General features: G+C 49.7%; 24 protein-coding genes and 2 tRNA genes. 8 read left to right on the top strand and 18 right to left on the bottom strand.

Annotation, left to right across the window (positions count from 1 at the left end; all coding sequences use genetic code 11):
- Window positions 1–281: 281 nt before the first annotated feature.
- The 4 genes from KIS30_09225 to KIS30_09210 all read right to left on the bottom strand — a co-directional run bounded on the left by KIS30_09225 (window position 282) and on the right by KIS30_09210 (window position 4380).
- Entirely contained in the window at window positions 282–620 is a 339-nt protein-coding gene (locus KIS30_09225) for a winged helix-turn-helix domain-containing protein (protein MBX8646919.1), read from the bottom strand.
- Between the two features lie 64 nt (window positions 621–684).
- Window positions 685–1974 (bottom strand): glycosyltransferase, encoded by a 1290-nt coding sequence (locus tag KIS30_09220; GenBank protein MBX8646918.1) that lies wholly within the window; start codon window positions 1972–1974, stop codon window positions 685–687.
- Window positions 1975–1988: 14 nt separating this feature from the next.
- Complete coding sequence (locus tag KIS30_09215) at window positions 1989–2693, bottom strand: hypothetical protein (protein MBX8646917.1); 705 nt, start codon at window positions 2691–2693, stop codon at window positions 1989–1991.
- 46 nt (window positions 2694–2739) lie between these two features.
- Window positions 2740–4380, bottom strand: a complete 1641-nt coding sequence (locus KIS30_09210) for a hypothetical protein (protein MBX8646916.1) — start codon at window positions 4378–4380, stop codon at window positions 2740–2742.
- A gap of 206 nt (window positions 4381–4586) precedes the next feature.
- Here KIS30_09210 and KIS30_09205 point away from each other — a divergent pair, with 206 nt between their 5' ends.
- Together KIS30_09205 and KIS30_09200 are read left to right on the top strand one after the other, a co-directional pair.
- Window positions 4587–5966, top strand: coding sequence for an adenylosuccinate lyase (locus KIS30_09205; GenBank protein MBX8646915.1), 1380 nt, complete (start codon window positions 4587–4589; stop codon window positions 5964–5966).
- Window positions 5967–5979: 13 nt separating this feature from the next.
- Window positions 5980–6068, top strand: a tRNA-Ala gene (locus KIS30_09200).
- Window positions 6069–6249: 181 nt separating this feature from the next.
- On the opposite strand, the gene KIS30_09195 is transcribed toward KIS30_09200, so the two are convergent.
- The 3 genes from KIS30_09195 to KIS30_09185 form a co-directional block, all read right to left on the bottom strand.
- Window positions 6250–6816 (bottom strand): hypothetical protein, encoded by a 567-nt coding sequence (locus tag KIS30_09195; protein MBX8646914.1) that lies wholly within the window; start codon window positions 6814–6816, stop codon window positions 6250–6252.
- A 125-nt stretch (window positions 6817–6941) separates the two neighbouring features.
- Complete coding sequence (locus tag KIS30_09190) at window positions 6942–8135, bottom strand: MFS transporter (protein ID MBX8646913.1); 1194 nt, start codon at window positions 8133–8135, stop codon at window positions 6942–6944.
- 128 nt (window positions 8136–8263) lie between these two features.
- A complete protein-coding gene (locus KIS30_09185; protein ID MBX8646912.1) occupies window positions 8264–8680 on the bottom strand; it encodes a hypothetical protein in 417 nt (138 codons plus the stop codon).
- Between the two features lie 54 nt (window positions 8681–8734).
- Between KIS30_09185 and KIS30_09180 the strand changes: the two genes are divergently transcribed.
- Window positions 8735–9784 carry an IS630 family transposase gene (locus tag KIS30_09180; protein ID MBX8646911.1) on the top strand — a complete coding sequence of 350 codons (1050 nt, stop codon included), beginning with the start codon at window positions 8735–8737 and terminating at the stop codon, window positions 9782–9784.
- A 21-nt stretch (window positions 9785–9805) separates the two neighbouring features.
- Here the strand turns inward: KIS30_09180 and KIS30_09175 are convergent, their stop codons facing one another.
- On the bottom strand, window positions 9806–10183 hold the full coding sequence (locus KIS30_09175) for a hypothetical protein (GenBank protein MBX8646910.1): 378 nt from the start codon (window positions 10181–10183) through the stop codon (window positions 9806–9808).
- 673 nt (window positions 10184–10856) lie between these two features.
- Here KIS30_09175 and KIS30_09170 point away from each other — a divergent pair.
- Window positions 10857–11180, top strand: a complete 324-nt coding sequence (locus KIS30_09170) for a DsrE family protein (GenBank protein ID MBX8646909.1) — start codon at window positions 10857–10859, stop codon at window positions 11178–11180.
- Window positions 11177–12337, top strand: a complete 1161-nt coding sequence (locus KIS30_09165) for an NAD(P)/FAD-dependent oxidoreductase (protein MBX8646908.1) — start codon at window positions 11177–11179, stop codon at window positions 12335–12337. Before KIS30_09170 ends, KIS30_09165 begins: the two co-directional genes overlap by 4 nt.
- Before the next feature lie 193 nt (window positions 12338–12530).
- Here the strand turns inward: KIS30_09165 and KIS30_09160 are convergent, their stop codons facing one another.
- Both KIS30_09160 and KIS30_09155 read right to left on the bottom strand, forming a co-directional pair.
- Window positions 12531–12680, bottom strand: a complete 150-nt coding sequence (locus tag KIS30_09160) for a hypothetical protein (GenBank protein MBX8646907.1) — start codon at window positions 12678–12680, stop codon at window positions 12531–12533.
- Window positions 12681–12911, bottom strand: a complete 231-nt coding sequence (locus tag KIS30_09155) for a hypothetical protein (protein ID MBX8646906.1) — start codon at window positions 12909–12911, stop codon at window positions 12681–12683.
- Between the two features lie 1412 nt (window positions 12912–14323).
- Between KIS30_09155 and KIS30_09150 the strand changes: the two genes are divergently transcribed.
- A complete protein-coding gene (locus KIS30_09150) occupies window positions 14324–14917 on the top strand; it encodes a DUF998 domain-containing protein (GenBank protein MBX8646905.1) in 594 nt (197 codons plus the stop codon).
- A gap of 74 nt (window positions 14918–14991) precedes the next feature.
- On the opposite strand, the gene KIS30_09145 is transcribed toward KIS30_09150, so the two are convergent.
- From KIS30_09145 to KIS30_09125, 5 genes are all read right to left on the bottom strand, one after another.
- Window positions 14992–16104, bottom strand: coding sequence for a tRNA (guanine(26)-N(2))-dimethyltransferase (locus KIS30_09145; GenBank protein ID MBX8646904.1), 1113 nt, complete (start codon window positions 16102–16104; stop codon window positions 14992–14994).
- Window positions 16098–16643, bottom strand: a complete 546-nt coding sequence (locus KIS30_09140) for an NTPase (GenBank protein ID MBX8646903.1) — start codon at window positions 16641–16643, stop codon at window positions 16098–16100. The genes KIS30_09145 and KIS30_09140 overlap by 7 nt, the downstream gene beginning before the upstream one ends.
- A 676-nt stretch (window positions 16644–17319) precedes the next feature.
- Window positions 17320–17838 carry a Holliday junction resolvase gene (locus KIS30_09135; protein ID MBX8646902.1) on the bottom strand — a complete coding sequence of 173 codons (519 nt, stop codon included), beginning with the start codon at window positions 17836–17838 and terminating at the stop codon, window positions 17320–17322.
- Between the two features lie 60 nt (window positions 17839–17898).
- Window positions 17899–19206, bottom strand: coding sequence for an aspartate--tRNA(Asn) ligase (gene aspS, locus KIS30_09130; protein ID MBX8646901.1), 1308 nt, complete (start codon window positions 19204–19206; stop codon window positions 17899–17901).
- 124 nt (window positions 19207–19330) lie between these two features.
- Complete coding sequence (locus KIS30_09125) at window positions 19331–20512, bottom strand: NAD(P)/FAD-dependent oxidoreductase (protein MBX8646900.1); 1182 nt, start codon at window positions 20510–20512, stop codon at window positions 19331–19333.
- Between the two features lie 188 nt (window positions 20513–20700).
- Here KIS30_09125 and KIS30_09120 point away from each other — a divergent pair, with 188 nt between their 5' ends.
- Entirely contained in the window at window positions 20701–21138 is a 438-nt protein-coding gene (locus tag KIS30_09120) for a GNAT family N-acetyltransferase (protein MBX8646899.1), read from the top strand.
- 3 nt (window positions 21139–21141) lie between these two features.
- Here KIS30_09120 and KIS30_09115 read toward each other — a convergent pair whose 3' ends face one another.
- A complete protein-coding gene (locus KIS30_09115; protein MBX8646898.1) occupies window positions 21142–22680 on the bottom strand; it encodes an ATP-binding protein in 1539 nt (512 codons plus the stop codon).
- Window positions 22681–22692: 12 nt separating this feature from the next.
- Complete coding sequence (locus KIS30_09110) at window positions 22693–24003, bottom strand: DNA primase (GenBank protein MBX8646897.1); 1311 nt, start codon at window positions 24001–24003, stop codon at window positions 22693–22695.
- Between the two features lie 720 nt (window positions 24004–24723).
- Between KIS30_09110 and KIS30_09105 the strand changes: the two genes are divergently transcribed.
- Window positions 24724–24796 (top strand) — tRNA-Glu (locus tag KIS30_09105).
- Window positions 24797–25612: 816 nt separating this feature from the next.
- Here the strand turns inward: KIS30_09105 and KIS30_09100 are convergent.
- On the bottom strand, window positions 25613–26032 hold a 420-nt coding region (locus KIS30_09100), incomplete at its 5' end, for an ISNCY family transposase (GenBank protein ID MBX8646896.1).

Raw genomic sequence — 26032 nt, 5'->3', positions numbered from 1 at the left:
GAGAGTACGCGCTATGTCGGCTTTTCTCACACCCGCACGAAGGAGTTCATATCCCTTCCTCCTCTTCCACTCCCTCTCTGAAATGTCCTTTTTCTTCTTGCTCTCCCTGTTCCTCGCAGTCATCAGACAGTGTATGCACTATCGTCTATTTCTAGTTAATTATTAAATAAAATAGATTATAAGGCAAGATCATTACAAAGAGCTATAATAGCATCAGTCGTGCTGGTTGGAACGGTTGCTGATACATGCGCTTTGCAAGACAGTGCACAGTTACAACCGCTTCACGGCTCTCCGATATTGGAGTCATCGCCAAACTCCTTTGTTGTTCCGGAAACGAGATCGAGTCTGACCCTGAGTCTTCCTCCCTCGAAGAAGATGTAAGCGTTCTTCACTGCTGAAATATAGTAATTTATCCTCTTTCCCTGCTGAGTGAGCTTCCTCTCCTTACACTCGATGAGACCATATTTCTCCAGCATCTTTATGCGCCTGTAGCATGCGGCTATGGGTATGCCATACGCCGCTGAAAGTTGCTGCGCAGAACGGGGCACCCTCATTATCGCCGTCAGTATCCTTGCTGCGTATTCGTCAGTAAGTAGCTGTGAATAGATAAAAGGGGTCATGCAGTCACACAGAGGCAGGCATAATTGTCCTCAGTCTCCGCAACGCGAATCACTATTTATATACTTAAAAAGAACGAACAGATTCGCGGGCACCGTCACCTGCTGTTTTCCATCTGCCAGCATTTGTTTCTTTGCCGCGGTGTGCGTCGAGGCTCAGCATCATGAGCATATAATCCCTCAGGTGCCTTGTAATCAGGAAATTGTGTCTAACATACTCCATAGCATTCCGGCCCATCGTGTCAGCGAGTTCTGGACTCCTCAGCAGCCGCCTTATGTTGAATGCAGTTCCCTCAATAGTGTGCACGAGGAAGCCGTTTATGCCGTTCCTTATCTGCAGCGGTATGCCGCCGGTAGCACTGGCGATGACCGGCCTACCTTTCCACATGGCCTCCGAAACCGTCAGGCCGAATCCCTCCCTGAGTGATTTCTGCAGCACAACGGCGGAAGCCCTCTGCAGCGCGTTTATATCCATGTCGCTGAACGGCGGCAATAGAATGATGTGAATGTCCTTGTCGTTTTCCACCTTCTCGAGCGTCTTTCTGTAGATTGCCTCACCTTCCGGATCATCCGTTGCTAGGCTTCCGGTGAAAACCAGCTGGCAGTCCACATGTTTTCTTGCGAGCTTGAATGCCTCAATCGTTCCAATTGGATCTTTCGCGTAGTCGAATCTCGAAATCTGCGTGACAATCGGCCTGTCCGGGTCTAAACCGAATCTCGAAATCACCCGGTCAATGACGGAATCGGGTATGCTGATGTTTTTTGCAGAAAGCGGATCAATTGACGGAGGAATAAAGAACTGCTTAACGCTCAGATCCGGTCTGGAGAATCCTGGACTCGAGAAGATTGATCCATCATATCTTGAGACATACCTGCTGAGGAATTTCCACACCTTCGGTTCTGGATTCGACACATCGATGTGGCATCTCCATATCCAAGTGCTTCCCTTTTTTCTGTACTTCGAGTCTATGAGTCCGGCGGGCTGAGGGTCGTGAACGACCACAAAATCAGTGTCAGGCCTGAGCTCCATTAGATTGATTTTCGTTCTGTCCTTGTATGTGCGGAACATGTCTTCCGTAAGTTCGCCTGTACCGTTCTGCAGTGCGTTGTGAAATGCCTTTGTTGTCCTGAAGAATGCATCATCACCGCTTATGGTGTCCCACCTAGCCCTGATACCGAGCTCATTCATCAGCGGAACCATTCTGGACAGTATTTCAGCAACACCACCGCCGGAACGAGTGGAGTTGATATGTGTAAGCTCCGTGTCCTTCAGCTGTGCTGAAATCATTTTCAGATCGTTCGTCTCATCCTTGCCTATGATTGGTATGTAGTCTGAAATTGTCGGTAAACCGTTCATCGGTTTTTCACCATCTATGTAAGGAAGCTTACAATGCGATTGACGAGTTCCATTCTCAGAATCTCCTCGGAAATCATGGTCTGCGGATCTATTGCCGAAATACTGTTTGCCAGCTCATCGTATCCGAAATTTTCTCTTATCCATGCGGAAAATCCGTTCACGCCGTACCGGTTCACGAAGCGTTCTGTGACTTTGTGATATACAATGCTCGCGGGATTGATGGAGCTGACAGAGTCAAGAAAGGAAAACAAAGTGTCCGCTTTCCACTCCGTCGGAAAGCTCACAACTGTGCATGTAATGAAGTGAAACTCATAGCCGCGCCTCACAGGCTGATCACCGTTCTGCTCCACATCTGAGCAAAGGATTCCGATGAGCCTCTTTCTCAGCACGTCGAGGTTCTGAGGCTCGGGGAGGTCTATATCGGCTATGCGCTCAGCCAGATCGTAGTTTCGCAGCGCATCCGAAGTCCAGTATGCGAAATCGTTTGGATACTCCTCCGGAACTAGATGGCCGGAAAATATGGGGTGGTATATGTGATAGAATATCGACATATCGTCAACTTTTTCAAGGCAGTCGGCAAGTTCAGAAAGCCTCGACGCCTTCAGCCCGGTGAGCAGCCGCAGATAATGTGCTGTTCTGAATGCGAACGGCTTGCCCTTGCCATGCGCGGCGCCCTTTTTTTCGTCAAGGTACCGCCTCTTGGGCATGCGCATCTCCATGCACCCAGTTGATACGCGCTATGGAATTATACCTTTGCAATGCGTATCAGGAAATGGGAATAAGATTCAGCGGTATAGTATCTTCGGCTGTCGGATCGGGCATCATGCCATATAACTGCGTGTATGGCTTCAGACCGTGCATCATCACCGTGCCCTCAATGTTTTCCAGTCTGATGTGCATGAGTGAAATGTCGCTCAGCCACTGGAGATAGAGCTTGCTTGAATTAAGAGCCTGCGCAACCATCACGTGCTTACCACGCCTTATGGCGCCAACGTGTTCGACGAGTCCGTCAAGCAGTCCCTTGTCATCTTCATAACCGTACATCGATTCCAGTATGTCGAAGCCGAGGAGCGAGAGGAACGGGTGATTCGACTCCATGAGATTGTATTCAATGGTTTCCCATTTCAGGTCGGTCAACAGCTTGTTCCCTTCCAGCGAAATGAGATACGGTATGTCAGTAGGAGCGGCAGAACTCTGCTCGAATATCCTAACGTTCCTCTCGAATCTGTCCTCTCCTATCATGCCGGATATCCTGTCGTGGAGTATGTCGTAGCTCGCCTTCCTTGACGGAATCCAGGCAACGCCGCTGTTCTTGTATGCAAAGTTCGCCACCATGGCGTCCTGTATCACATCAGAATAGATTGATGGAACGTTTTCCCCAACCTCAATGAGCGTAACGCTGCCGTACTGCAGTCCCCCGAATATGGCATCAAGCTGCCTGCTACCAAATGATGCCATTCCCTGCCCGGGTTCATGCAGCGGTTTCCACTTTCTTTCCGGATAAGATATGGTGTTCGGAGATGCGGGAAACGTTTCGAGTCTGCCGTTGACGAGCGTGAACATGTATTTGTGTCTGTCAACCTTTACCCCCCTGAGCTTCTCCAGTGCCATCACCCTGGCACGCCTCCCTGATATCTCTGCGCTCGAAAGTGATACTACCCCGTCTCCCAGGTAGTCCATATGAGTTCCCCCTGCAGATTCCAGCACGTACACCACGTTTGCTCCCGAACCCTCCACGATATCCTTCTGTATGACAGTCAGCAATCTCTCCGGGGATATGTCGTATTTCTCCCCCAGTCCGTCGATGCTGTCAATGACGACCAGACTCCTCTCGGGCAGACGTTCCTCGACTCTATCGTAGGCAACCTCCAGTTCGGGGAGCAGTCGTCCCACCACTATGTCCACCGAATTACTGTCAAATGAAATGCGATTGGGTGCGATTTCTTCTGAAGCTGAGACCGTTCCCTCTTCAATCTGTCCCTCGAGCCTGTGGAGCTCGGTTCTGTCTATTGTCAGTCTCTCTCCTGTATCGTTGAACGCCCTGAGTAGTTCTATGGCGGGGGCGATATCGGTAGAGTCCATCTGTCTTATGCCATCACTCTGCTCATACACGCTCCTCCTGCCCGAGCCCATATGCAGCAGAAATGCTTTGCCGGCCTTGAGCAGCCTGATCTTTTCAGTGCTCTCCTTGAGCCATGGAAACTGCCTGTACAGTGATTCATCCGAAACACGGGACGACAGATAGTATTGATTCTCCTTTTCGGACATCGTTTCTATGAGCTGGAGTGCAAGTGTCGTCTTTCCGGTGCCTGCCTCTCCCTTAATGACGAGAGAATGGCCTCCTGGTGCCAGAAAGAACTTAACCAGTTCCGGCGGAAGATCGCCGCGTCTTTCGGTGTAATCCATCTGTTCACATCCTGCCTGAGACAAAAGGGATAAATTCTCGTAGAATTTAATCCATTGGCTCCGGTGGCACTTACTGAGTTTTCCATCCTTATAGTTAATTGCCTTCAGATTCTCAATCCGTGCATTGACCTCAACTTCAAAACCGTCATTATCCCTGCCAAGCAGCTGTGGAAAGGGAAACGATATTATTTACCTGTTCCATGCCAATATGTGATTTGAAGATGAACGTCTGCCCGATCGATTACAGGTATGGCAGAGCAGAAATGCTCTCACTCTTCGAGGAGGAGGCCAGACTGAGGGTTATGCTGAATGTTGAGTCTGCACTGGCGCAATCACAGTCCAAATATGGCATAATCCCGAAGGAGGCAGCCAAGGACATAGATAAGGCGGTTACGGGCGGCAAAGTTAAACTGGAAACCGTGCGCGAAATCGAAAGGGACATCGGCCACGATGTCATGGCTGTGGTCAAGGCGCTGAGCGAAGTTGCAGGCAGAGGTGCCCCTTACGTGCATTTCGGCGCAACATCCAACGACATCATAGACACTTCAACCGCTCTGCAGCTCAGGGATGCCATTCGTATAATTAAGTCAGATATTGTAGACCTCGAAACAGTCATAGCAGACAGGGCACTGGCGGAAAAAGACACTATCATGCTGGGAAGGACACACGGACAGGCTGCCCTTCCGATAACCCTTGGATTCAAGTTTTCAGTATATCTAATGGAACTCGACAGGCAGCTGGAGAGAATAGATGAATGTGAGAAGAGAGTTGTAGTGGGGAAGATGTCTGGCGCCGTTGGAACCGGTGCATCGTTCGGCAAGAGCTTCTTCAACATACAGGAAGATATTATGGAGCGCCTCGACATGAGCTTAGAGCAGGCGAGCGGCCAGATTGTCGGCAGGGACAGGTATGCTGAAATGGTCAGCGTCCTCTCCAACGCTGTTACTACATGCGAGCGCATGGCGACCGAGGTGAGAAATCTCCAGAGAACGGAAATTGACGAAGTCGAGGAATACTTCGACTCGTCCAGGCAGGTTGGCAGCTCCACCATGGCCCAGAAGCGCAATCCTGTCAAGGCGGAGAACATCTGCGGACTCGCCCGTATTGTCAGAGCGTTTACTACACCTTCGTTCGAAAACATGATACTGTGGCATGAAAGGGATCTCACAAACTCAAGCGCGGAGCGGATAATTATTCCGCACGTGCTCGTGCTCACCGACGACATACTCGTTAAGACAAAGGACCTTTTCGCAAAACTGCAGCTGAAAAGGGAGAACATGCTACGCAACCTGGAAAGGGCCAAAGGGCTAATCATGGCGGAGAGGGTCATGCTGCATATGGCAGAGAAAATCGGAAGGCAGGAGGCTCACGAAGCCGTCAGAGCCGCCGCTATGAAATCGGTCGAAAGCGGAATTTCATTCAAGGATGCGCTGCTTTTAGCGGAAAACATCGCGAAGGCCATGACGCCCGAGGAACTTGACGAACTCCTTGATGCCACTACCTACACTGGTCATGCGGCCGAAATCGCGGAGCGGGCCGTGAAACAGATTAAGAACAAGAGAGCGTTACACACGGCGTCAACATAGGCAGACGGCAAGCGGGCCCATAGATCAGTGGAAGTCTCAGGACCACTTCAGATCGCCGCCTTCGCAAGGCGGAGGCCGCGGGTTCAAATCCCGCTGGGTCCACACTTATCCTCAATGCAGTCTGCAGTGCCTTTCATTCCAACGATTCCTCCGTTTACTGTTGCACATATGTTATGTTGGCGCAAACATAAACAGGGACACCGAATCCCTTAAGATTGGAAAGAAAACCGAAGTGGTGAATGCCGAAATCTGTGTTTGGCCAGATCATAATCTGGAAATCGGCTTAAAAAGCAAAATTATGCCATTTCGAGGCTATCGTCTGATTGGCAAGCGAGATGGGTGCGTAAACTGAGCCAATACCGGCTATAACAACGTAGTCGTTCTGCAAGTGATAAGACGCGTTTGTATTGTTTCCCCATGGAAAGGGATAAAAAGACAATTGAATCACATTGCTTGTCTGAAAACCTGTATCATTTGCCACTATCACCAATGAACTTGGATCAATATTGGGTGCCAGATGGCCAGTTAGCAAAAGCGTAACCCCAATGTGAAAATTAGGACCGTTTGGAGCGATAGTATGATTGTAAGAATACGTACGTATTTCCATACTGAACTGAGAGCCCTGGTAATGGTTTTGCAGGAGAGTTGCATTAGAATGGAAGTAAAATACCGGTGAGTTGTACCCGTACCAGCCTAAAAAATTTTCCTCAACCAGATAACTGCCGTTACCATCGAACACTTGCAACTTGGGAGTCACGTAATGCGGTCTTGTGGCGTAGTATGAGATTGACAACATGCCTGCAATAATAGCGACAGCCATACCAGCTGCGAACGCTTTCCTGGCCATCATTAGGACTCACTTAAGCCCATGCACGGCCATTGTGAAATATTTTCCTCTTCCATCTGGGTATCAGTTTGCAGCTAATCCATTTCCTGTATTCTTCCTTACCACGCGTCGTTGTTTGTTGTTTAGGATCAAATCATTTTTCCTGCTTCGGTCATTCGGTACAGTTTGGGAATCGCCGAGAATCCAAGTACGGCTACAAAAACCGCCGACGCACCTATTGCCATCAGTATGACGGGAACGGACGCGTAGATGGAAAGAATGGTGAATACGACTGCCATGACAGGGGTCGAACTTCCGATAAAAATCCTGAGAAAAGCGAAAACCCGTCCGAATATTTCCTTTGGTGTTGCCCTGGTCAGCCTGGCGTTTAGAGGAACGTTGATGAGTGGGTTGATGAAACCGATAGTCAGGGAAATAAATATGTCTGCGTAGACAGACCTGCTTGATCCGAGCAGAAAAATGAGAGGTCCATAGAGAAGCACGAGCAGAGCCGGCATCCGGGGTTTGTCGATGAGGTGGAGTATTTTCGACGAAACGTAAGATCCGAATATCATGCCTATCGGAAATGCCACCTCAAACATCGTGTAGAATTCCGGTGTGCTGTGCAGGTACAAGCTGAAGAGACCGGAGCTGTATACGGTAATGCCGATGAAGAGGCCGTTCAGCATGGTGGCGACAACAATGAACCCGACGATCTTTCTGTAAAATGAAATGACCTGACCGTACTCAGTTCTCGTTTTACCGTTATCTCGTCTGTTCACTGCTTCGGATGTGGGAATTGAGAGTAAAAGGGCAACGATTGAAATGGCCATCAGTATTAGTGGCGTTAAACCCTCAAGGAACAGCAGCGAAAGACCTCCGGCCGCTATTCCAAGCACACCCGATACTCCAATGGACATCTGATTCATGGATGTGCCTCTTGCGATCTGTGCGTCGCTCAGATGTTTTTTCAATATTGCAGAAAAACTGTCTCCTTTCAGCGTATAGCCTGCGGACATGATGAGTGTTGCGAGATATATTGCAGTCAATCCTTCAGAGAAGAAGAGTGTGAGAAAACCGAAAATCATTATTGTCGTCGATACGAAGCTCAGAACAGTGCTGTTAATCCGGTCAATGCCGTGTCCTATGGGAACAGAGGAAAGAAGCTGAACTGCAAGAGCGATGGTCGGAACGATGCCAGCGAGAAAGACCGAGTGATAAGTCGAAACTATTTTCCACAGAAAATAAATTTCGAACAGGTTGAACGATATCGAACCCAATGATTTTGATATGAGGAATCTGGTGAATGTTTTACCGAGTCTGCCAGTACGCTCCTCCTGCATTAAACCGACAGAAGCACATTTGTGTTAAATATGCTTGTCCGCGAACTCCCGGGGCCTGCCAATCACTTGACTCAATAACAGCGTGTTTTGAATGTTGTGGTATGGAAAGATATTCTATTCGCATTCAGCTATTCTTTTACCGCCTTCAGGACGAAGAGATGGTTTCTTGTCACAAAACTTCCATTCTTCCTGATGTGACTGTCGAGGTGCCTTAATTTTTCAGCATATGTCGTCACATCAAAATCATCTATCTGCCATTCGGCGATCCTGAGATAGCCCACCACGGCACCTATGTCCCTGAAGATTGCACGCGGCGTCGCCTGTCCTTCTTCTACAATCGTGAATCCTGCCTCATTGAGCTGTTCTTTTGCCACGGACAGGTTCCAATTCGTCACAGGCACTTTCGCTCCCAGAAAATCGTTCAGTTCGGATTTCAGCCCACTGCCCACCTGCTGTGTAATAAAAACTCCCCCGGACTTCAGGACACGGTGAACTTCCGCAGCCTTGAACGACTCGTGTCTATCGATTATTATAGCTCTCCGCATAAGTTCTATGGAAAACGTTAAATTTCGGAAATGTGATATGCCCTTCCGACAGGGATGGGCATAGTTTCGGTGTCTGATTCGGGCATTCTCAACAAACTTGCAAAGGAGTGCAAGGATCCCAGGGAAAGGGATCGCCTTCGTGCACTTTACATGCTCAGCATCGGTTATTCAGTGAAGGATGCTTCGAGGGTGTTCTCTGTAGCCGAAGATGCCATATACAGGTGGGCACAGCGTTGGAATGAGGAGAGGAGTGTGGAAGACAGGGACAGGAGTGGCAGGCCGCCGGCACTCGGCGAGAAGGAGAAGAAAGAGATAAAGCGCCTGCTTGACGAGAACGATCCTGGCAAGCACGGCATCAACTCGTCGACCTGGACATGTACCGAGCTGCGTCTCTACTTCCGGCGGAAGGGCATCACCGTCTCTGAGGAGACCGTCAGGCGCTGCCTGAGGGATATGGGCGCACATTATGTCAAGGCAACACTGGAATACGCAGAAACATACAGCCGTGAAGTGGCCAGCGAGAGAGAGGAATTAGCTGCCAGATTCATCAGGGACATGGATGCAAAGCCGGACGATGTCGTCGTCCTCTTTGAGGACGAAATGTCCATAGACCGCTCTCACAACGGCGGCTATGGCTGGACGTTCTCAAAGCGCCTTACGCTGAGGACGCCACAGCGGATGTATGAAAAGCGCATAAACGGCTTCGGCGCTGTCAACACTTTCAAAGGCAGGGTCTACAGGATGAACAGCACTGCCGCAAAGTCGGAGTCGCTGATAAGGTTCATCGAAAGGCTGTCCAGGAGACACAGAGGGAAGACGCTGTGGATATATCTGGACAATCCGCCAGTGCACAGGTCAAAGGTGCTGAAGAAATGGCTTGCTGCACACCCGCGGGTTGTTCTCAAGCCATTGCCCAGATACTCGCCGGACATCAACCCTCAGGAACAGTGGTGGAACTATGAGAGGGCAAAACTGCTCAACAATACGTACTTCGCTTCAAACAGGCGACTCGGTGGTGCAGTACAGCATTTCGTCAGAAACACACCGCCTGCAACGGTGAAGAGTGTCTGCAATCTATCGGCAATACACGCACTGCTCAAATAGCCGCATCACTTTCGAGGAATGCTATAAATCTATTGACGAGTCCCTGAAGGGAAGAGAACCTCTCTGCGGAACTGTGTCATTGTCATCGCAATATGTTTGAATTACTTCCACACCAACTGCAGACAACCTCTTCGCCGCCACAGGCACATTGGGCACGTACCCTTCAGTTGCGCAGGTGACAGGCGGCAAAGGAGCAAGATGCGAAAGCAATTCTCCTCCTCCGGTTCCCAGATCAATCATGGTGCGTGTTCCGGGAAAATGAGATCTGACAATGCTGCTGTAGTTCCATTGGGGCGGTTCCTCGATGAGTCTGCCTTTGAGATACGAGAAGTCCCAATCGCTGAAGTGCCATGACTGCCCTTCGTGCACCAACTCCTCAAACGACTTGTCAAAAGCCAATCATTCACCCCTTCAACGCGTTTCATGCTGCCTCAGTCTTACTAATTCTTTTCAGTAGCTTACGGCATGTCGGACGCGCACACATGTGGTGAGCGTATCGTTTGGCTTGCATGCATAATGCCCATGCACCGTTATTTCAATCAGGAGCCCTCTGGTTTGATCCAAAGACTGTTTTTGGTTAACTTTTCATCAGGTCTTATTGGGTGGCACAGGCTGGCTATGCAATCAGCCAAATGGGCAGAACGCTATTGCCATCAGGATAAAGCAAAATGAATTCACACATGCCTGTTTGTGCTACACCATGAAATCTGACGTTGTCTCAAAAGTTGTGTCTCCTTCCACAGTCTCGTAAAAGAATCTCAAATAAATGTGCAGGCAATCAAAATTAGGCCGCCCGGAATAGGGAAAATAGTGAAGGCCGCCATTACCAAGGTGTATGAAACGTCAAACAGCATATTCGAAAACTTTCGTTTCGACAAGAGCGGGATGCATGCACATGAGTCATTACCCTCAGGGTTGCGGTAATGTTTAAGGCTGATGTACACAATAACCGGAGAAGGAGGACAAAGACTTGCATGGAAAATTTCCTGGAACGGTTGAAAGCAGGCATCAATAGTGTCAATCATGTATTGAATCTGCGGTAAATGATGTATGCAGAGGAGAGTGGAGATAGATGAAGTATGCAGTGACGATAAATTCTAAAGAACCGGAAACCATGTGGAATGCATTCCGGTTCGCAAGCGCCGTTCTGTCCAAGGGCCACAACGTTTCAATTTTTCTTCTCGGCCCTGCGGTTGAGATAGATTCCGTGGACAACAGTCGTTTTGAGGTGAAGAAGGTGTTTAGCAGATTCACCGAACTTGGCGGTGAAACACTCAGCTGCGGCACGTGTCTCAGGTTACGCAGAATGAATGCCAGTGAGGCTTGCCCCATGTCAACGATGGATACGCTCGTCTCTCTCACCGAAGATGCTGACAGAGTGGTGAATTTCGGTTGAACGAAAGGACTGCATTGGTTCTGGGCGCCGGAATCGGCGGTCTTTCCGTGGCTACGGAACTTGCAAAACTGCTCGGAGGAAACCACACAGTGACGTTGATGGATCGCAAATCGCGATTTTACGAATGTGCATACAACCTCGGAATAGTTAGCGGTGAAGTAACGGATCCTGCCACAGGCGAGGGAGATTTCTCCGCCATAACATCAAGTGGAATCGAATTCGTACGTGCCGAAATCAAGGGCATCGACGTCCGTGGAATGGTTGTGAAAACGACGAAGGGAGACTTCCATGCCGAGTTCATTGTGATTTCTATGGGTGCAGAGATGTCGCCGGGATTGATTCCAGGCCTCGCTCAGGGAGGGCACAATGTTTACGAGAAAGATGGTGCGGCAGCATTTCGCCGTGATCTCGAACGCATGAATGAGGGCCGTTTTGCTGTTCTAATTACTCGTACTCCGTTCAAGTGCCCTGCGGCACCTTATGAGATTGCATTTCTCATTGATTCGGCACTCAGACAGAGAGGAATCAGAGACGACTGCAGTGTCGATGTCTATACACCGGAGTGGCAGCCTATGCTTGCCGCGGGCGATATGGTGGGAAATGCTCTGGTTGGCATGCTCAGAGCCCGCGAGATTGGCTATCATACGGAGCACATGGTTCTCAAAGTGGACTATGAACGCAGAAACATGCTGTTTGAAATCGACGACGCAGCGTATGATTTGATGGTTTATGTGCCGCCGCACAATGCACCGGAATCCGTGCGGCAGGCAGGTCTTACGGATTCGACGGGATGGATACCTGTAAATGCGGAAACGCTTGAAACGAAGCATCCTGGTATATTTGCAATAGGCGACATAGCATCAATCCGGCTTCACAATGGTGTTTTTCTGCCCATGGCTGGAGTGTTCGCCCTGCAGGAAGGTGCAGTTGTCGCCGCGAACATTGCATCAAAACTTGGGATGGGAGCGCAAGAGAGATTCGCAGGAGGCGGCTACTGTTTCATTGAAACTGGCGGCGGAAAGGCGGCGATGGGCTCTGGAAATTTCTATGCGAAACCAGCTCCTACAGTGACATTTGAGCCGCCGTCCGAAGAGCACAAGAAAACGAAAGATGAGTTTTCGGCTGCTATTCTCGAAGCGTTTCGGCCAAGACATTGATGTTTTCAAAAACTGTTAAAGTGAAAATAAGAGGTGATGCCTGCCAGTTAGTGCAGACATCGCACATTCCAGAATTCTTGCGGATCAGACCGAAGACATACTGCTCTTGCGTAAACATATTCGGCAGCAAACTCCATCACGGCGTGACATTTGCAACCTGTATCGCTGACTGAAGGGTCTGATGCTGTTGTGTTCATTCCAGCCGTTTACTGCCGGAATGCCTGAGTTTGTTCCACTTGCTGAATGCACTGTATTCTATGTAAAACGCCAGAATGAAAAACAGAATTATGATTGTGTCGAATACGTAGAAGTCGCCTGCAATGGGTCTAGCAAGAATACTCAACTAGGTAACAGAGTGGGACACACCGTGCAGGAAACTCTCGATGAGGATGTTTGATGCATAAAAGACGTCGGAATTGGCAGAACGGAGATATTTAGAAGGAGAATAGGTCATATTGAAGCTTTTCTCCATAAGCTGGTATGAAATGGAAATAATAGGCGGCAACAGATAGAGGCCGACGCCATTCAGTTCTATTCTGTATGAAAGTGTAACCGACTGCTGGGGTTGGAGCACCTGGTAAATCTCATTGGGCTAGCCGGATATCATAGTTAGGCCCTTCCCGTAATATTCCAGCATACTTGATACGTTCACGATCCTATTGTTTATCGGTTCTGCGCCATTGTTGTGAATCAATGTGTCCACTTTGTCGTAACCACCTTCCCTGGGCACACACTAGTTCTAACTCTCAGGTCAGCCGGAAAGACCACCGATGCACATATAGAAACATCTGCAGGATTCATGCCAGTACCGTTGACGAAATAAATATCCGAACTGATTTGAAGCATCATTCCAAACAGACTCCCGTAGGAAACATTGGATGAATATATCTTGAAACCGATTCCCCCGAAGCCTGCACCCGCCGACGTATCTGTAATATTGGAAGGATTGGGGGGGGGGCGCCAACTGCAAGAACTGACTGATTCGAGTCTCCATCGAAATTGATGGTCTTGGAATAACTGGTCAGTGATGAAAGAGTGATGTTGCCCTCTGGCCGAAATAGAAGACTGTGTTGCTGTCGCCCAGACAGAGGCAACCAAGGCTATGCCAGCAGATATGTGTAGTTCCCGAAGAAAGAGGATACCAGATTCGACAGGAGCGACAGACTGGAATGGCTGGCAGATGCGGCAAGCGTCAGCGAACCGTTGACGGAATCTGGCGTTGCTGATGGAACGGAACGAAGTATCGTAATTTATCATATCGGCGAACGGCACCAAGAGGATGGTAGATCTGAAGTCGTAAACCATCATAGCTGATAAGATGGCACGAAATATCTTACGTGAGCAAACTGCAAAGACCCAATGCAACAGTGGTCCATGCAGTTATCAGAACTGGATGGTTGATTGGATTGCCAGAGAACATAAATGTGAGGCCAAGTAACGGGACAGTTTGTATCCTGCTATCGGCCAAACCAATTGGTGATTGGAGAAAATACCCGAGACAAGATATCATAGTAAATGGCGATAACACTATTCTGCCTTAGTATTATTGTCGACGAAGGGTTCTCAATTACCCTTCCTCCCGCTGGCGCTTTTTATCGATTTACGCATTATTTAACAACTCCCATTATTTCCAATACCCCAGACAAGACAGTGATTGTGCTGAAACGACTGCCCCAATCTTCACTGGGCAGCACATGCGAGCCGTTCACGTCGAACTTTATTTCTGAAAAGTTGTGCCGGTCTGGATTTTGCTTTTTCACAAGAACGAAAAACACAACGTATTCCATGTGATGCAGTTGCCAATGGATATCTCAAGTAAGAGTTGACCTATCCTGAAACGGCCATATGTATGGCACTGTAGCGGACATCATGCGCTCGGCAGCAGTGACAGGTAAACTTTCAGGAGGAAAACTATCTAATGTATGAGTGCCTTCGATTCAGCCAAGACGGCAGAATCGATTTAAACTGTCATGTTATATCGGCAACATGCGCGATTCCAAATGCACCAGGCCTGCTGGCATATTGATTTTTGTGGGCGCTGCTGAATTCATGCTATTCCTGCTCGTGTCCGAGGCAATCAGGCCATCGTACAGCGTGTCCACGAATTACATAAGCGATCTCGGTGTGGGAGTCAGTGCTCCCATTTTCAACGGCTCAATCATCGCGCTGGGCATATTACTCACAATCGGCGCATATCTTCTCATGCGCGGCGTCGACTCCAGGATATTCCCTGTGCTGATATTCCTAACCGGATTGGGTGCGGCCGGCGTGGGCATCTTTCCAGAAACCACCGGAGCGCCTCACTCCATATTCGCCCTCATCGCATTCCTGTTTGGCGGTCTCGCCGCGATATACAGCTACAAGCTCACTGGAAGCATTTTCGGCTATCTGTCAGTCGTGCTTGGTGTGCTTTCGCTCATTGCGCTGGTTATGTATGCCACGGGCCACTATGGTGCTCTTCACCGAGGCGGTATGGAGCGCCTCATCGTTTACCCAACCCTTCTCTGGGCATTGGGATTTGGCGGATACCTGCAGTCAGGCTCAAAGAAGGCGGAAGAGCAGACATCCTCCAGACGATGAGCAGGTCACGCGCGGTCGTGGCAGTGTGGTAACTAAGCAGGGGAAACTGTCAACAAAACGGCACATAAGCGCATTCAGACTTTCTGCACGCTACGGATTGCTTCACATATCTCGTCGAATCCGGCCTCTGTCTTGAACCCCTTGGGATCAAAGTGCGTTCTACAAGTGCCGAATCTTCTACCCAGGACCTTAAGCAGTTTTTCCCTGTCCGGCATGTTGACCTTCATTTTGGAGGCAACCTCGTCCATCGTGTAATATAACGCCGGCGCAAGAGCCTCACCCTTCCATATTTCGAGCCTTGCGGAGACGCGGTCTGAAGTCCCGAACCATGACTCCGTGTTCATCTTTTCGAGTAGCGTTGAGTCATGAAGTGGACCGATCCACATTGGACCAGTAAAATCGGTTCCGCTCTCTCTGTCTGTCCATCTCTCACCGGTCGATCCGACGTAATGTGCATAACCCATGTTCGCTAGTTGTTTCTCTGCTCTTGTGCTACCCATTACCAGTCTGAAGTATATTCTGAAGTAGTGATCGGTAAAGTAGGAGAGCAGCGGTTCTGCGGCTCTATCATAACTCGCCGCCATCCTGACCACATAACCAATTAGATTCCTGAGTCCAGTCTCATGCATGAATGGCCAGCGCTTTGCAATGCAGAGGTACCGCCGCTTACAGCCACGTGCCGATCCGCACAGCATGGCCGCATCTGTTGCTGTTACTGCAAGGTATTTGCCGTTCCTAACGGAAAGAAGTGCAGATGGCAGAAATTCTACGGGTGTACCGAAAGGATCCAGGTCAATAATATCGAACCGCTCCTCCGACATGATTGTTCGTGCATCTCTGTCCGTGACTTTCACGTTGCCAGCGCCTGTTCTGCTGAAGTTCATGCGCATGAGTTCCACTGCAGCGTGATTTGTGTCGTTTGCTGTTATTGAAAGGTCAGTGTTCACTTCGGACGCGATTCGAGCTGATCTGATGCCTGTGGCTGCCATTGCGTCCAGCACCGTATCACCGTTGCGTGCGACAGCGCGGAGGAACGAAATGAAGACATCTCTGTTGAATTCCATCTGTCTGTTGTAGAAGGGTTCCCTCCCTCTGCTGCCTGGTCCTTTCCTGTTGTACTTCTCAGGCACCATGTAGCGGATCTTTCCTTCCGCTATCTCAACCAGGTGCGTGTCACCTGTTACCATAGCTGTCCTTTCATCAGCTTCATTACCTTGTAGGGAAGCAGATTCCTGTTTATTGGTGTCACTTCAAGAATGCGAACATCGTCTCTCTTACGTATGTCCTGAAGAAGCGGGTTCCTCGATTTCTTGTGCAGTGTGAGTATTGCTGCTTTATCAGAGTCCAGCACATTCTTCACTTCATCAACAAATTTCTCGCTTTCAACTTCCAGTTTCCCAACCTCGTCGACGATGATGACATCCGCCTTCTCTTCAGCCTCCACTAGGGCCTTTACTCCCACATCCTCAAGCGCCATCAGATCGACGCCGAATTTTCCATACATGTACCTGGACTCGAAGCCCAGGCTGGCCAGCGTCGCTTTTTCACCGCTCATTTTATTGCGAACAGTGAGCCCAACCCTGCGTTTGTCTTCTATAATCGGCTCGGTTATCATGCCGCCAACTGTCTTTCCTTCCTCTTCAAGCATTTCTACCAGCTTGAGCAGCGTACTTGTCTTGCCTGAACCAGGCAGACCGGTAAGTCCAATTTTGACAGTCTCGGCCATTCAAGAACCTCCCTGACGGATGCACCTGTGTGTGTTGAAGGGATACATTTTTCCAGTCCGGTCAACAGCGACGCCGTGTCGGTTTCGCGCAAGAGTCACATAGCATGCCTAAATGACTGTAATGTCTGATATTTGGCGACAACGATTTTCCAGCGTTCAACGTCGTTCCAAGATGCGGAACGCCTGCATCTTCCTCTCTTCCTGCGTGCTTGAGCAGCCAACCTGAATTGTTCAAAGTGGTAACACCTCTGCGAAAACTGTTCATTCCGAAAATGGCAAAAGAGCCAATCCTGAATTTATCATCGATATGGCAAATATTGAACCAGTCCCCGTTTATATCGTCATTCTGTAATGCTAAAGGATTATTTAAGACAGTGTCAAATTTCTGTTGAAATCTCTTTAAGGTTTCTGTTCAAAATTTCTAAACTGTTTCATCGTTTTAACGACCTCCGTTTCCTGTCAGGATCATATGCAGGTGCGACGGGCTATGCCATTGCGATGTGTCTCATGGGCATCGGCATTGGTCTTCGATGCTACCGCGCGGTTTTTACCAAACTCTGCCTGTACATTGCCTGCACATGGTGTTGGCGACCGGCAGCCGTCCAGAGGTGGCGCTCTGTACAGATGGCGCTCCCATTTACCCGTCTTCATTATTCCTATGGCTGCGGCCGCAACATCAAATCACTTCTGAAAAATAGTCGATAAATGTGCTCAGTTTCATACCATCGTTCCATTTCAGAATCCCGTTACCATCCTGCGTCATTCCTATCTTCGGAAGCCTGCGGAAGAGAAGCGCCTGTATGCCGTTGAGGCCAGCTCCGCTGCTTTCAATGGTGAACAGTCTCCACGGATCCGCCTCGGCATTTTTGAGCCTGTATGCGTATGTAGGTACGAGAGCAGAGTGCTCGCAGATGATCCTCATCCTTGAAGCCTGCTCTGCCAGTTTTTCACTCTTGCTGAACCGGAAAACGTCCGCTGCAGAACTCTTGACCTCTATGGGAAAAGCAAAGTTGCCCCTCACTGCCAGAAGGTCGATTCCAAACGAGCCTGCGGCCTTCACTACAAGGAAGTGCTTCTGCCGCAACTTGAGGTAGGCATTCTTTTGTTCATAGGGAAGGTTCTTTGTCAGCTTTGATAGGAACTTTTCCTCTCCCCCAAGTATGCCCTTGAGTTCCCTCTCGTATAAGTCTCCCATCTGTTCATCGCTTCCTAATGCAATGCGTGCATATAATCTGTCGCAGACGTTGTGTATTATTCACGGAGACAGGCGGCTCCTGTCTCTGGGGAACAGTATGGCCTCCCGAACATTTCCAAGCCCGAGAAAAGTGCTGACGAGCCTGTCGACACCAAGTCCCCAGCCTCCGTGCGGCGGCATGCCGTACCTGAAAGATTTAAGATAGAATTCAAAGCCTGCAGGATCCAGATTCTTTCTCTTCATCCTGGAGACTAGCTCATCGTATCTGTGTTCCCTCACTCCTCCTGAGGCCATTTCGGTGCCGTCATATTCCAGATCGAATGAATAACTGAATTCCGTTCCCTTCTCTTCCATCACGTAGAAGGGCTTTACGGCGGCCGGGTACTTAGTGATGAAATACATCGAATGGCCCCTTTCCTTCATCACCCTGCCAATGAGCTTCTCTCCTTCCGTATCTATGTCTCCTTCCACAGTCTCCTTTCCCTCCGAGCCGAGTATGTCGAGACATTCACTGTATGTCAGCCGGGGAAACGGCGTCTTCGGTAGAATGGGTTGCTCAGCGTCCTCTGTTGCCGTGCTCCGGTACTTCTCAGCTGCACGGCTTATAGCGCTCATCAAAACAGCCTGCAGAGCGTCAAGGACATCGTCCATGGTGTCTATGAACGCCATTTCGGCATCAAATGAAACGAATTCAGATGTGTGCCTGACTGTGTCTGAAAGTTCGGCCCTGTATGCCGACGCTATTTCATACACCCGGTTAAGGCCGGAAGCCATGAGCATCTGCTTGTATAGCTGTGGACTCTGTGCCAAATATGCCTTTCTTCCGAAATAATCGACTTTGAACAGCGTGGCGCCACCCTCTGCACCCTCTGAAACAATCTTGGGCGTGCTCACTTCCACGAATTTCAGTTCGTCCAGTTTCTGTCTAATCAGCTGCAAAATATCCGATCTCGCCCTGAAAATTGCACCACGATCCGCTCTCCTGATATCTATGAATCTGTTGTCCAGCCTTGTCTCCATCTCTGTGGAAACCCTGTCCACAACGCCCATCGGCAGAGGTGTCATGGCGCGCGCAAGCACGGAGGCAGAAGATGGAATTATCTCGAATCCCCTCCCTGATTTCTCGGACTTTCGCAAGGTTCCTCTAATTTCCACGACACTTTCTCTGGAAACCCCTTCAAGCGCAGATATGACTTCTGCAGGCGCCTTCTTTTTCAGTAGCGTCACCTGCACGGAGCCATAGCCGTCCCGGATGAGATAGAATGAAATACCGCCCAAATCCCTAATCTCCTCTACCCAGCCCTTGACTACGACTTCTTGGCCGTCATTCTCAGGCCCGAGCTCCGCCGAGACTTTAAACAGAGACATGCTGCTCACCGCTTAAGCAGCAGATCTAAGTGACATTTATATCCTGTGACACCGGGTCCTATGCAGCGCGCACGAACGACATGCCACGCCAGAGCGCAGGAGATCAGGCAGCCTGTTCACCAGATCACATGAATTCTTCGAATTCTTTCACAAGATCGGGATACTTTTGCCGGATCGCACGCAGTATGTCCAGCGTGGTCATGCGTTTCATGTCCACCTTGGTCATAGCTTCAACAAGTCTGTCAAATGTCCTGTCATCCAGTCTCGAAATCTTCTCTTTCATTAGATAATTTCTGTAGAGGTGGTCTTCCATCTTCTCTCTCCACCCCTTCTCGTAGGCATCCATCATGTGCTGACTGAAGTCATTGAGTTCCACTGCCTTTCCTGCAACCTCGCCTGCAATTCTTCCTGCAACACATGCGTTGTATATGCCACCACCCGTTACCGGATCTATCATTCTCGCCGCATCTCCGACGAGCATGAATCCGGGCAGCGTCGTCTTTTCCAGCGGTGCGCTTATGGAGACGCCACCTGCAATCTCCATGATGGGCTTTCCCTTCCTGAATTCTGGATGGTTTTCTATAAACCTGTCGAGGTACATCTTCGCCTCACCAGGCCCCTTTATCTTGCTTGTCTGTACACCAATGCCCACATTTGCAGTGTCCTCTCCCTTCGGAAACATCCAGATATATCCACCGGGGGCAATATTCCCTATGAAGAAGTCCGTATAGCGCCTGTCTATGTCAACGCCGACCAGCGTATACTCGTAACACGAATCCACGTCCTTGGGCTTCAGATTGGTGTTCAGTCCGGCCCATCTTCCCACCTGCGACTCAAAACCGTCGCAGCCAATGACCACCTTGCTCTTTACGTTGAATTCTTTGCCCATCGACTTTGCCCTTATGCCAGCTATCCGTCCGTCGTCCCTAAGTATGCCAGTTGCCGACGTCTTCACCATAACTTCGGCTCCCTCGGCGGCTGCCTGCTGGGCCAAAGACAGATCAAACACATCCCTGTGTATGACATAGCCGCACTCATTGCCAGCCATGCTTTCATCCACAGTCAGCACCGTCCCGTTGGGTGATATAATCCTGGCACCGTCTACCTCGTTGGCTATCCACTTGCTGCTCGGTTCTATACCCACGTCGTCCAGCCATCTCTTGGCTATGCCCTCACCGCATCTGACCGGTGTACCTATTTCCTGCCTCTTCTCTATAAGAAGTGTTGAGCAGCCTGACCTGGCAGCGTATTTCGCAGCAACGCTCCCGCCAGGCCCGGCGCCTACAACCACAACATCGTATTCCATGTCCATCTTATCTGACGACTCCATCCTGTAGTCATTTGATGTGAATGTTTGTCACTCACACGGCAGGGCTATGCATTCCTTTATTTATAATCCCTCTTAAGTCGGCCTGCTGTGCCTCTGGGCAGGCTGGTTTACAAGGTGTCTTGCTCGAAAGTGAAATAATGCTGATGTCGCATCTGAAAAACGGAATGATTGAATTAAGGGAATTCAGGCCAGAGGATGTGGATCGGGTTTCTGAAATCGTCCAGGTCACGCTCGGTGAGTTTTATCCAAGGTCACTCTATCTAGAGAAATCAAGGCAGTGGTTAGAAGGATTTATGGTTGCCGTCAATGACGGTCAGATCATTGCCATGATTATGGGCGTACTTGAGGGCAGAACCGACTCCAGGGTGCTGATGCTCGCGGTCACCGCTCCTTACACGCATCGCGGCGTCGGCACAATGCTCATGTCTGATTTTTTGAAGAAATCGATTATGCGGGGAGTGGGAAAGATAACACTGGAGGTGCGGAAAAGCAATATTGGAGCCCTGCGTTTCTATAGCAGACTCGGCTTCCAGATTTCCGGAGTGCTGCCAATGTATTATTCAGATATGGAAGACGGCTTCAGAATGGTGAAGGTTCTATGACCTTCAGCCGTATCCCGGCTTATTGTTCTGCTGTGACACTTCGTTCTCATACCAGTATTCATTCCTGCCGTGCTTCTGGGCTGTTGTCATCTCGTCGCTTACGGCTTTGTAGAAGTAACCGTACTTCTCCCTGATCTGTTCCTCTACAGGCTTCGCACGCTTGAGCGCTAGTTTGAGGTGCTTCTCTTCGATATATCTGCTTCCTTCCATTGCAGCTATATCACCTGCCCCCCGCACGATACCGCCAAGTTCTCTCAAGCGGAGCGTCAGAGCATCGTCCTTGCCGTCAATCAGCTTCGCCCGCCTGGACGCCTCGCGGATCAGCTCCATCAACGCTTCTGATGTCGCGTGCGGTATCTTTCCGTCTTTATGAATTTCCTGAGTGACAAACTGCGCTATCTGTGCCCTGTTTTCCTCATTGTCTTTCATCGTCGTTTCCAGCAGAACTTCATAGCCACTCCCTACAATTCTCGACCTCAGCGGGGAAATAATCTGCTGCAGGTCCTGTATGTTGCATGATGCAACCAGAATGAAGTCGCACGGCACGTTGTCGACCCTCACGGCTGCACCGGCGCTCTGTGCATTGTGTCCCTCAATCGGGAATACCTTGTCCTGCATCGCAGTCAGTATGTAGCGCTGCAGCTCCCCGAGGTGCGGCAACTCATCAATGTACAGGACGCCCTCATGAGCCTCGTGTATGGCACCAGGTATGACTCTCTCGTACGGTTGCGTCCCGAGCTGGGCATGGCCGCCGTACGGATCATGTCTGACGTCCCCGAGCAGTTCTGTTTCACTTGAGCCGGCCACCATTATGAAATTGTTCCTTCTGTGAGAAACTATTACCTTGTGTGGGCTCTGCTTCTCCATAGACCTCTTCTTCTCTAGCGCTTTCTGGTCCAGCACCCTGATGCTTTCGCCATATCGCTCGTAGACGACCACTTCCTCCTTGTCGAATCTCTTTCTTGTAGTGGTAATCCTGTCTGAGCCGAGTCCCTGGCCCATGGTCATTTCGAACAGATTTCCGAAAATATCTCCAAACGGGTTTGTCTGGCCCGAAAATGCGTTGAGCAGTTTTGACTTCTGGCACTTGGGGCAGTACACTTCCTTTGGCGATGAATAGGTTCCGCAGCTTCTGCACCTATATCCGAGCCTTTCCGCTACGGTGATAGGTGCCTCGACTGGGTCGATTATCTCTCCGCCAGCATACTCCTTCGTTGTTTTTTCCGTCTCGACGTCTTCTCCGCTCTTGATCTCGACGGTCGGCCTCTCCGGTTTTTCAGGGTTGTGGACAACCCTCAGCTCCTGTGTTGGCGGCGGAAGGTGCAGAGACATCGCTCTTGCAATCATGCTCTTTCCGATGCCAGGTGGGCCGACAAGCAGCAAATTTCTTCTCTGCACTGCTGCAACCCTGGCTAGCGTTACCGCCTCATCCTGCCCTATAACACGTTCGAGCGGATCCTGCGGTATCAGCACTTCCTCAGTCGTGGTTATGCCGGAAATGTTCAATGGCTTTTTTCCCTGCAGATCAGGCCTCGAAGACATTATTTTTCGCCGTCAGTTGATTTCCTCTTTGACCCAGATGCCCACATTCTCTGGTTGCTTCGTTATGCTCCCGAGCTTGCTAGCAACCAGTACCCCTATCTTCTTCTCTGCGGCTATATCTAGTATTCGCTGTGTTATTATGCCGTCGAAAATAACGCTGCTGACCTTTTCCGCTTCCTGATCTCTGAGATTGTTGACCAGTTCCCTGACCGGTACTTCTGCAATCTGGTTTCCAGAAACGTCGACCAGCACCGCTTTTGACGTTCCGGACAGGTTGTTCAGCATTTCCTTGAGATTCTCCTGCACATCGGTCAGGAGTTTCTGAATCTCGATCTTTTTTGCAGGCTCTTCCGAAAACTCCGTGTCGTCGCGCCTCGTCTTTCGTTCCGCAGTTTCAACCTGTCTTGGTTGGTGATTTTCATCTTTCCTCTTGTGAGCATTATCCTTCTCCCTGTGCTCCTGAGATGGCGTGGTCAACCCGTACATTTCCATGTACTGATCCGCAGGCATCTTATTCCTCAGGCACTTCATAATCTGTTTCTGCGTAAGCTCCTCGACTTCCTGGCCCTTCGGGGCCCTCGCGATGAAATCGATGTCTGCCACCTGTATGAGTTCTTTCAGTATCAGTTCGCCGCCGCGGTCGCCATCGACGAACGCGGTGACAACCTTCTCGCGCGATATTTCCTGCACAGATTTCGGTATATTTGTGCCTTCCACCGCGATGGTGTTCTTGATGCCAGATTTGAGGAGATTGATAACGTCGGATCTCCCCTCCACTATGATTACCGCATCGGAATCGGTTGCATTTGGTCCGGCAGGCAGTCTCTCCTTTCCAAAGTATGTCAGTTCCTCGGTTTTTATCGTCTGCCTGACTGCTTCCAGCAGATCCAGTCCGTTGGTCTTGGACTGCTTGCTCATGTGATTAATCAGCTCCTTTGAGCGTTCTATGATCTTGTTCCTCTTTGTTATGCGGACGTCCTCAAGGGATTCAACCACGATTTTTGCCTTGCACGGTCCCACTCTGTCAATTGTCTCCAGTGAGGATGCGAGGATTGCTGTTTCGATCTGGTCGAGACTCGATGGTATTAACACTATTCCCTCGGATTTCCCCATTCTTGAGGAGACTTCCACTTCTATTCTCCCTATTCTCCCGCCCTTCTGCAGGTCCCTGAGATCCAGTTCTTCACCAAGCAGTCCTTCGGTCTGTCCAAATATTGCACCGACAACATCGGGTTTTTCCACAATGCCATCTGCCGTCAGTTTAACCTGTATAAGGTACTTTGTCGTTGACGGATCTATGTTGATATGGTCGTTGTTTGCCATTTGATGTCTCTCCTTTTGATGTATGACGCGTACGGCTCTTTCGGAAAACAATCTGGCCTAGCGTCACTTTTCAGGTCGCATTTGGTTCAAATGATTAAAACCAAGTCGATACGAAATTATGAAAGTCAGTATTGATTCCATAGCCGTTGCCTAAGTTACTGATTATTCCTCCTTTATTAATTCTTTTCTTAATCGGTTGCGGGATGTCGGATGCATTACAAAAGCACCCTGACCCTTCAGATTCCCAGGCTGACCGACGTTTTTCCGATGCGATATGGCCACACCTCCACTATGGTCCCTAATACCTCCCTGCAGCATCCGTTACTACTGTGCAACGCTTCCCGGTCTGCCATTATCAAACAACGATGACTTGACCAGAAAACGGGTGACAATACCTCGTCGAGGCAAGATCTTTTTAGTCTCTGTTACTGCACAAATGGAGCGGACTGGAGGTGGTGCTGAACCACCTACCACAGGGATCCTTTTGGCTCCCGGAAACTTAGATGTACAAATCTCTTCACAGTCGGCCATGTATGCCAAACGCTCCATGCTGATGCGACTCCTGCTGCATAGGTTTACGCGGTAAATAAACACCTTAAGGTGTCTGTAGTGTGAAGAAGGGAAATGAAATATGTGGTTCCACTTCTGCGCTCTACGAACATCTGGAAAATTTTAAGAACAAGGAGTATCTGAACTCCACCGGTATTCTACCAATTTGATGCTCCCTTAGTGTAGAGGCCAATCATGCGGGGCCTTCGACCCCGCGACATGGGTTCAAATCCCATAGGGAGCATTCTGTCTGGAATCATACGTGTATATATTCGATTAAGATCCCTCTTTGTACGCTCCATCAGTCCGCAATGATGTTCTCGTTTGTTGTCAAGCTTGGATCACCGACATATCTTGCGTGCAGCCAAGCTGTCAAATCCTCAACGCCTGTGTCTGATGACAGTTCTCCGTGGCAATTGAATGTTCCAGGAACACATCCATGCTGAAAGGAATGTACATTCAAGCTTTCCGGTTGGACGGACATGGTGTGATGCGCCACTCGAAGCTAGTTATTGTCGGCCATGAAAAGAAAAGGAAGAGGAAATGATGCTCACCGAAAAAGGCACCTACAGGCACGGCTCGGTTACTGTGCTATGCAAACACTTAGGCAAGTGAATAAAGCGATGGCGAGTCAGCTCTGCGCCTGTTCTCCCACGCCGGGTTCATACAACTCCACTTTCACGCAGGTCGGACAGTGATATGGGGTGAATGTCTTAAGCGACTCCGCGAGTTGGTTGAAGTTGCCGAGAAGTCATCCGCCGACTTTGGCGTATCCGCCTGTCCTAAAATTCATCTCTCCTGCGTTCTCCAAACCCCTGTTGCAATTGCTGCAGTTTCTTTCCACCATGTAAATCCATGATGGTAAGTGAGGGTCATGGTAAGAATATTGTTGGATGCAATACAATCGCCAGTTGCTTGTAACCCGTTATTGGTGTCACCGTCATATTCTCACACGACTGCTCACCCCCTGTTTTACAGCTTCGTGAATGCTTTTAGAGACTTTTCTGGCTGCAAGTCAGGCACTGTTCTAACCGGTGCTGGATAGTGGGACATAAGTCCACTATCTTGCAGTCATGTTGAAAAGATTGTGCCATGTGCCCTTGCACATGGCGGCGGTCCTGATTCTGTCCTCCCTTCTCTGATGTATATGCCATCCGGTCGTTCTCTTGTCTGCTGAGAATTCAGACTCCGAATTCTCTCTCCTGTAATATTCGCCGAAGAAATCCATCGGCGACTCCATGAGCCTGCGTATGAGTTCCTTCCATGCAGGCGATCCCCTGATGGTTGTGTTGTTTCTGGGAATGATGAACACCTTTGTGCCTTCGGAGAAGTCGTCGAGCGTGGACTGTGAACCGTAATACTGGTCGAGGCGTATGCTCTCCACGTCCCTCGCTGTGATGCTGAGCATCCTGAGTGCATCACGGTACGCATCCTTCTCAGATTTCATGCTCACGCCGTAGGCGACATAGAGATTGGTTTC

It is taken from the genome of Candidatus Sysuiplasma acidicola (genome assembly GCA_019721035.1).
GTDB lineage: Archaea > Thermoplasmatota > Thermoplasmata > Sysuiplasmatales > Sysuiplasmataceae > Sysuiplasma > Sysuiplasma acidicola.
Note: the sequence above shows the minus strand (reverse complement) of the source record. Positions and strands in the feature narration are given on the sequence as shown.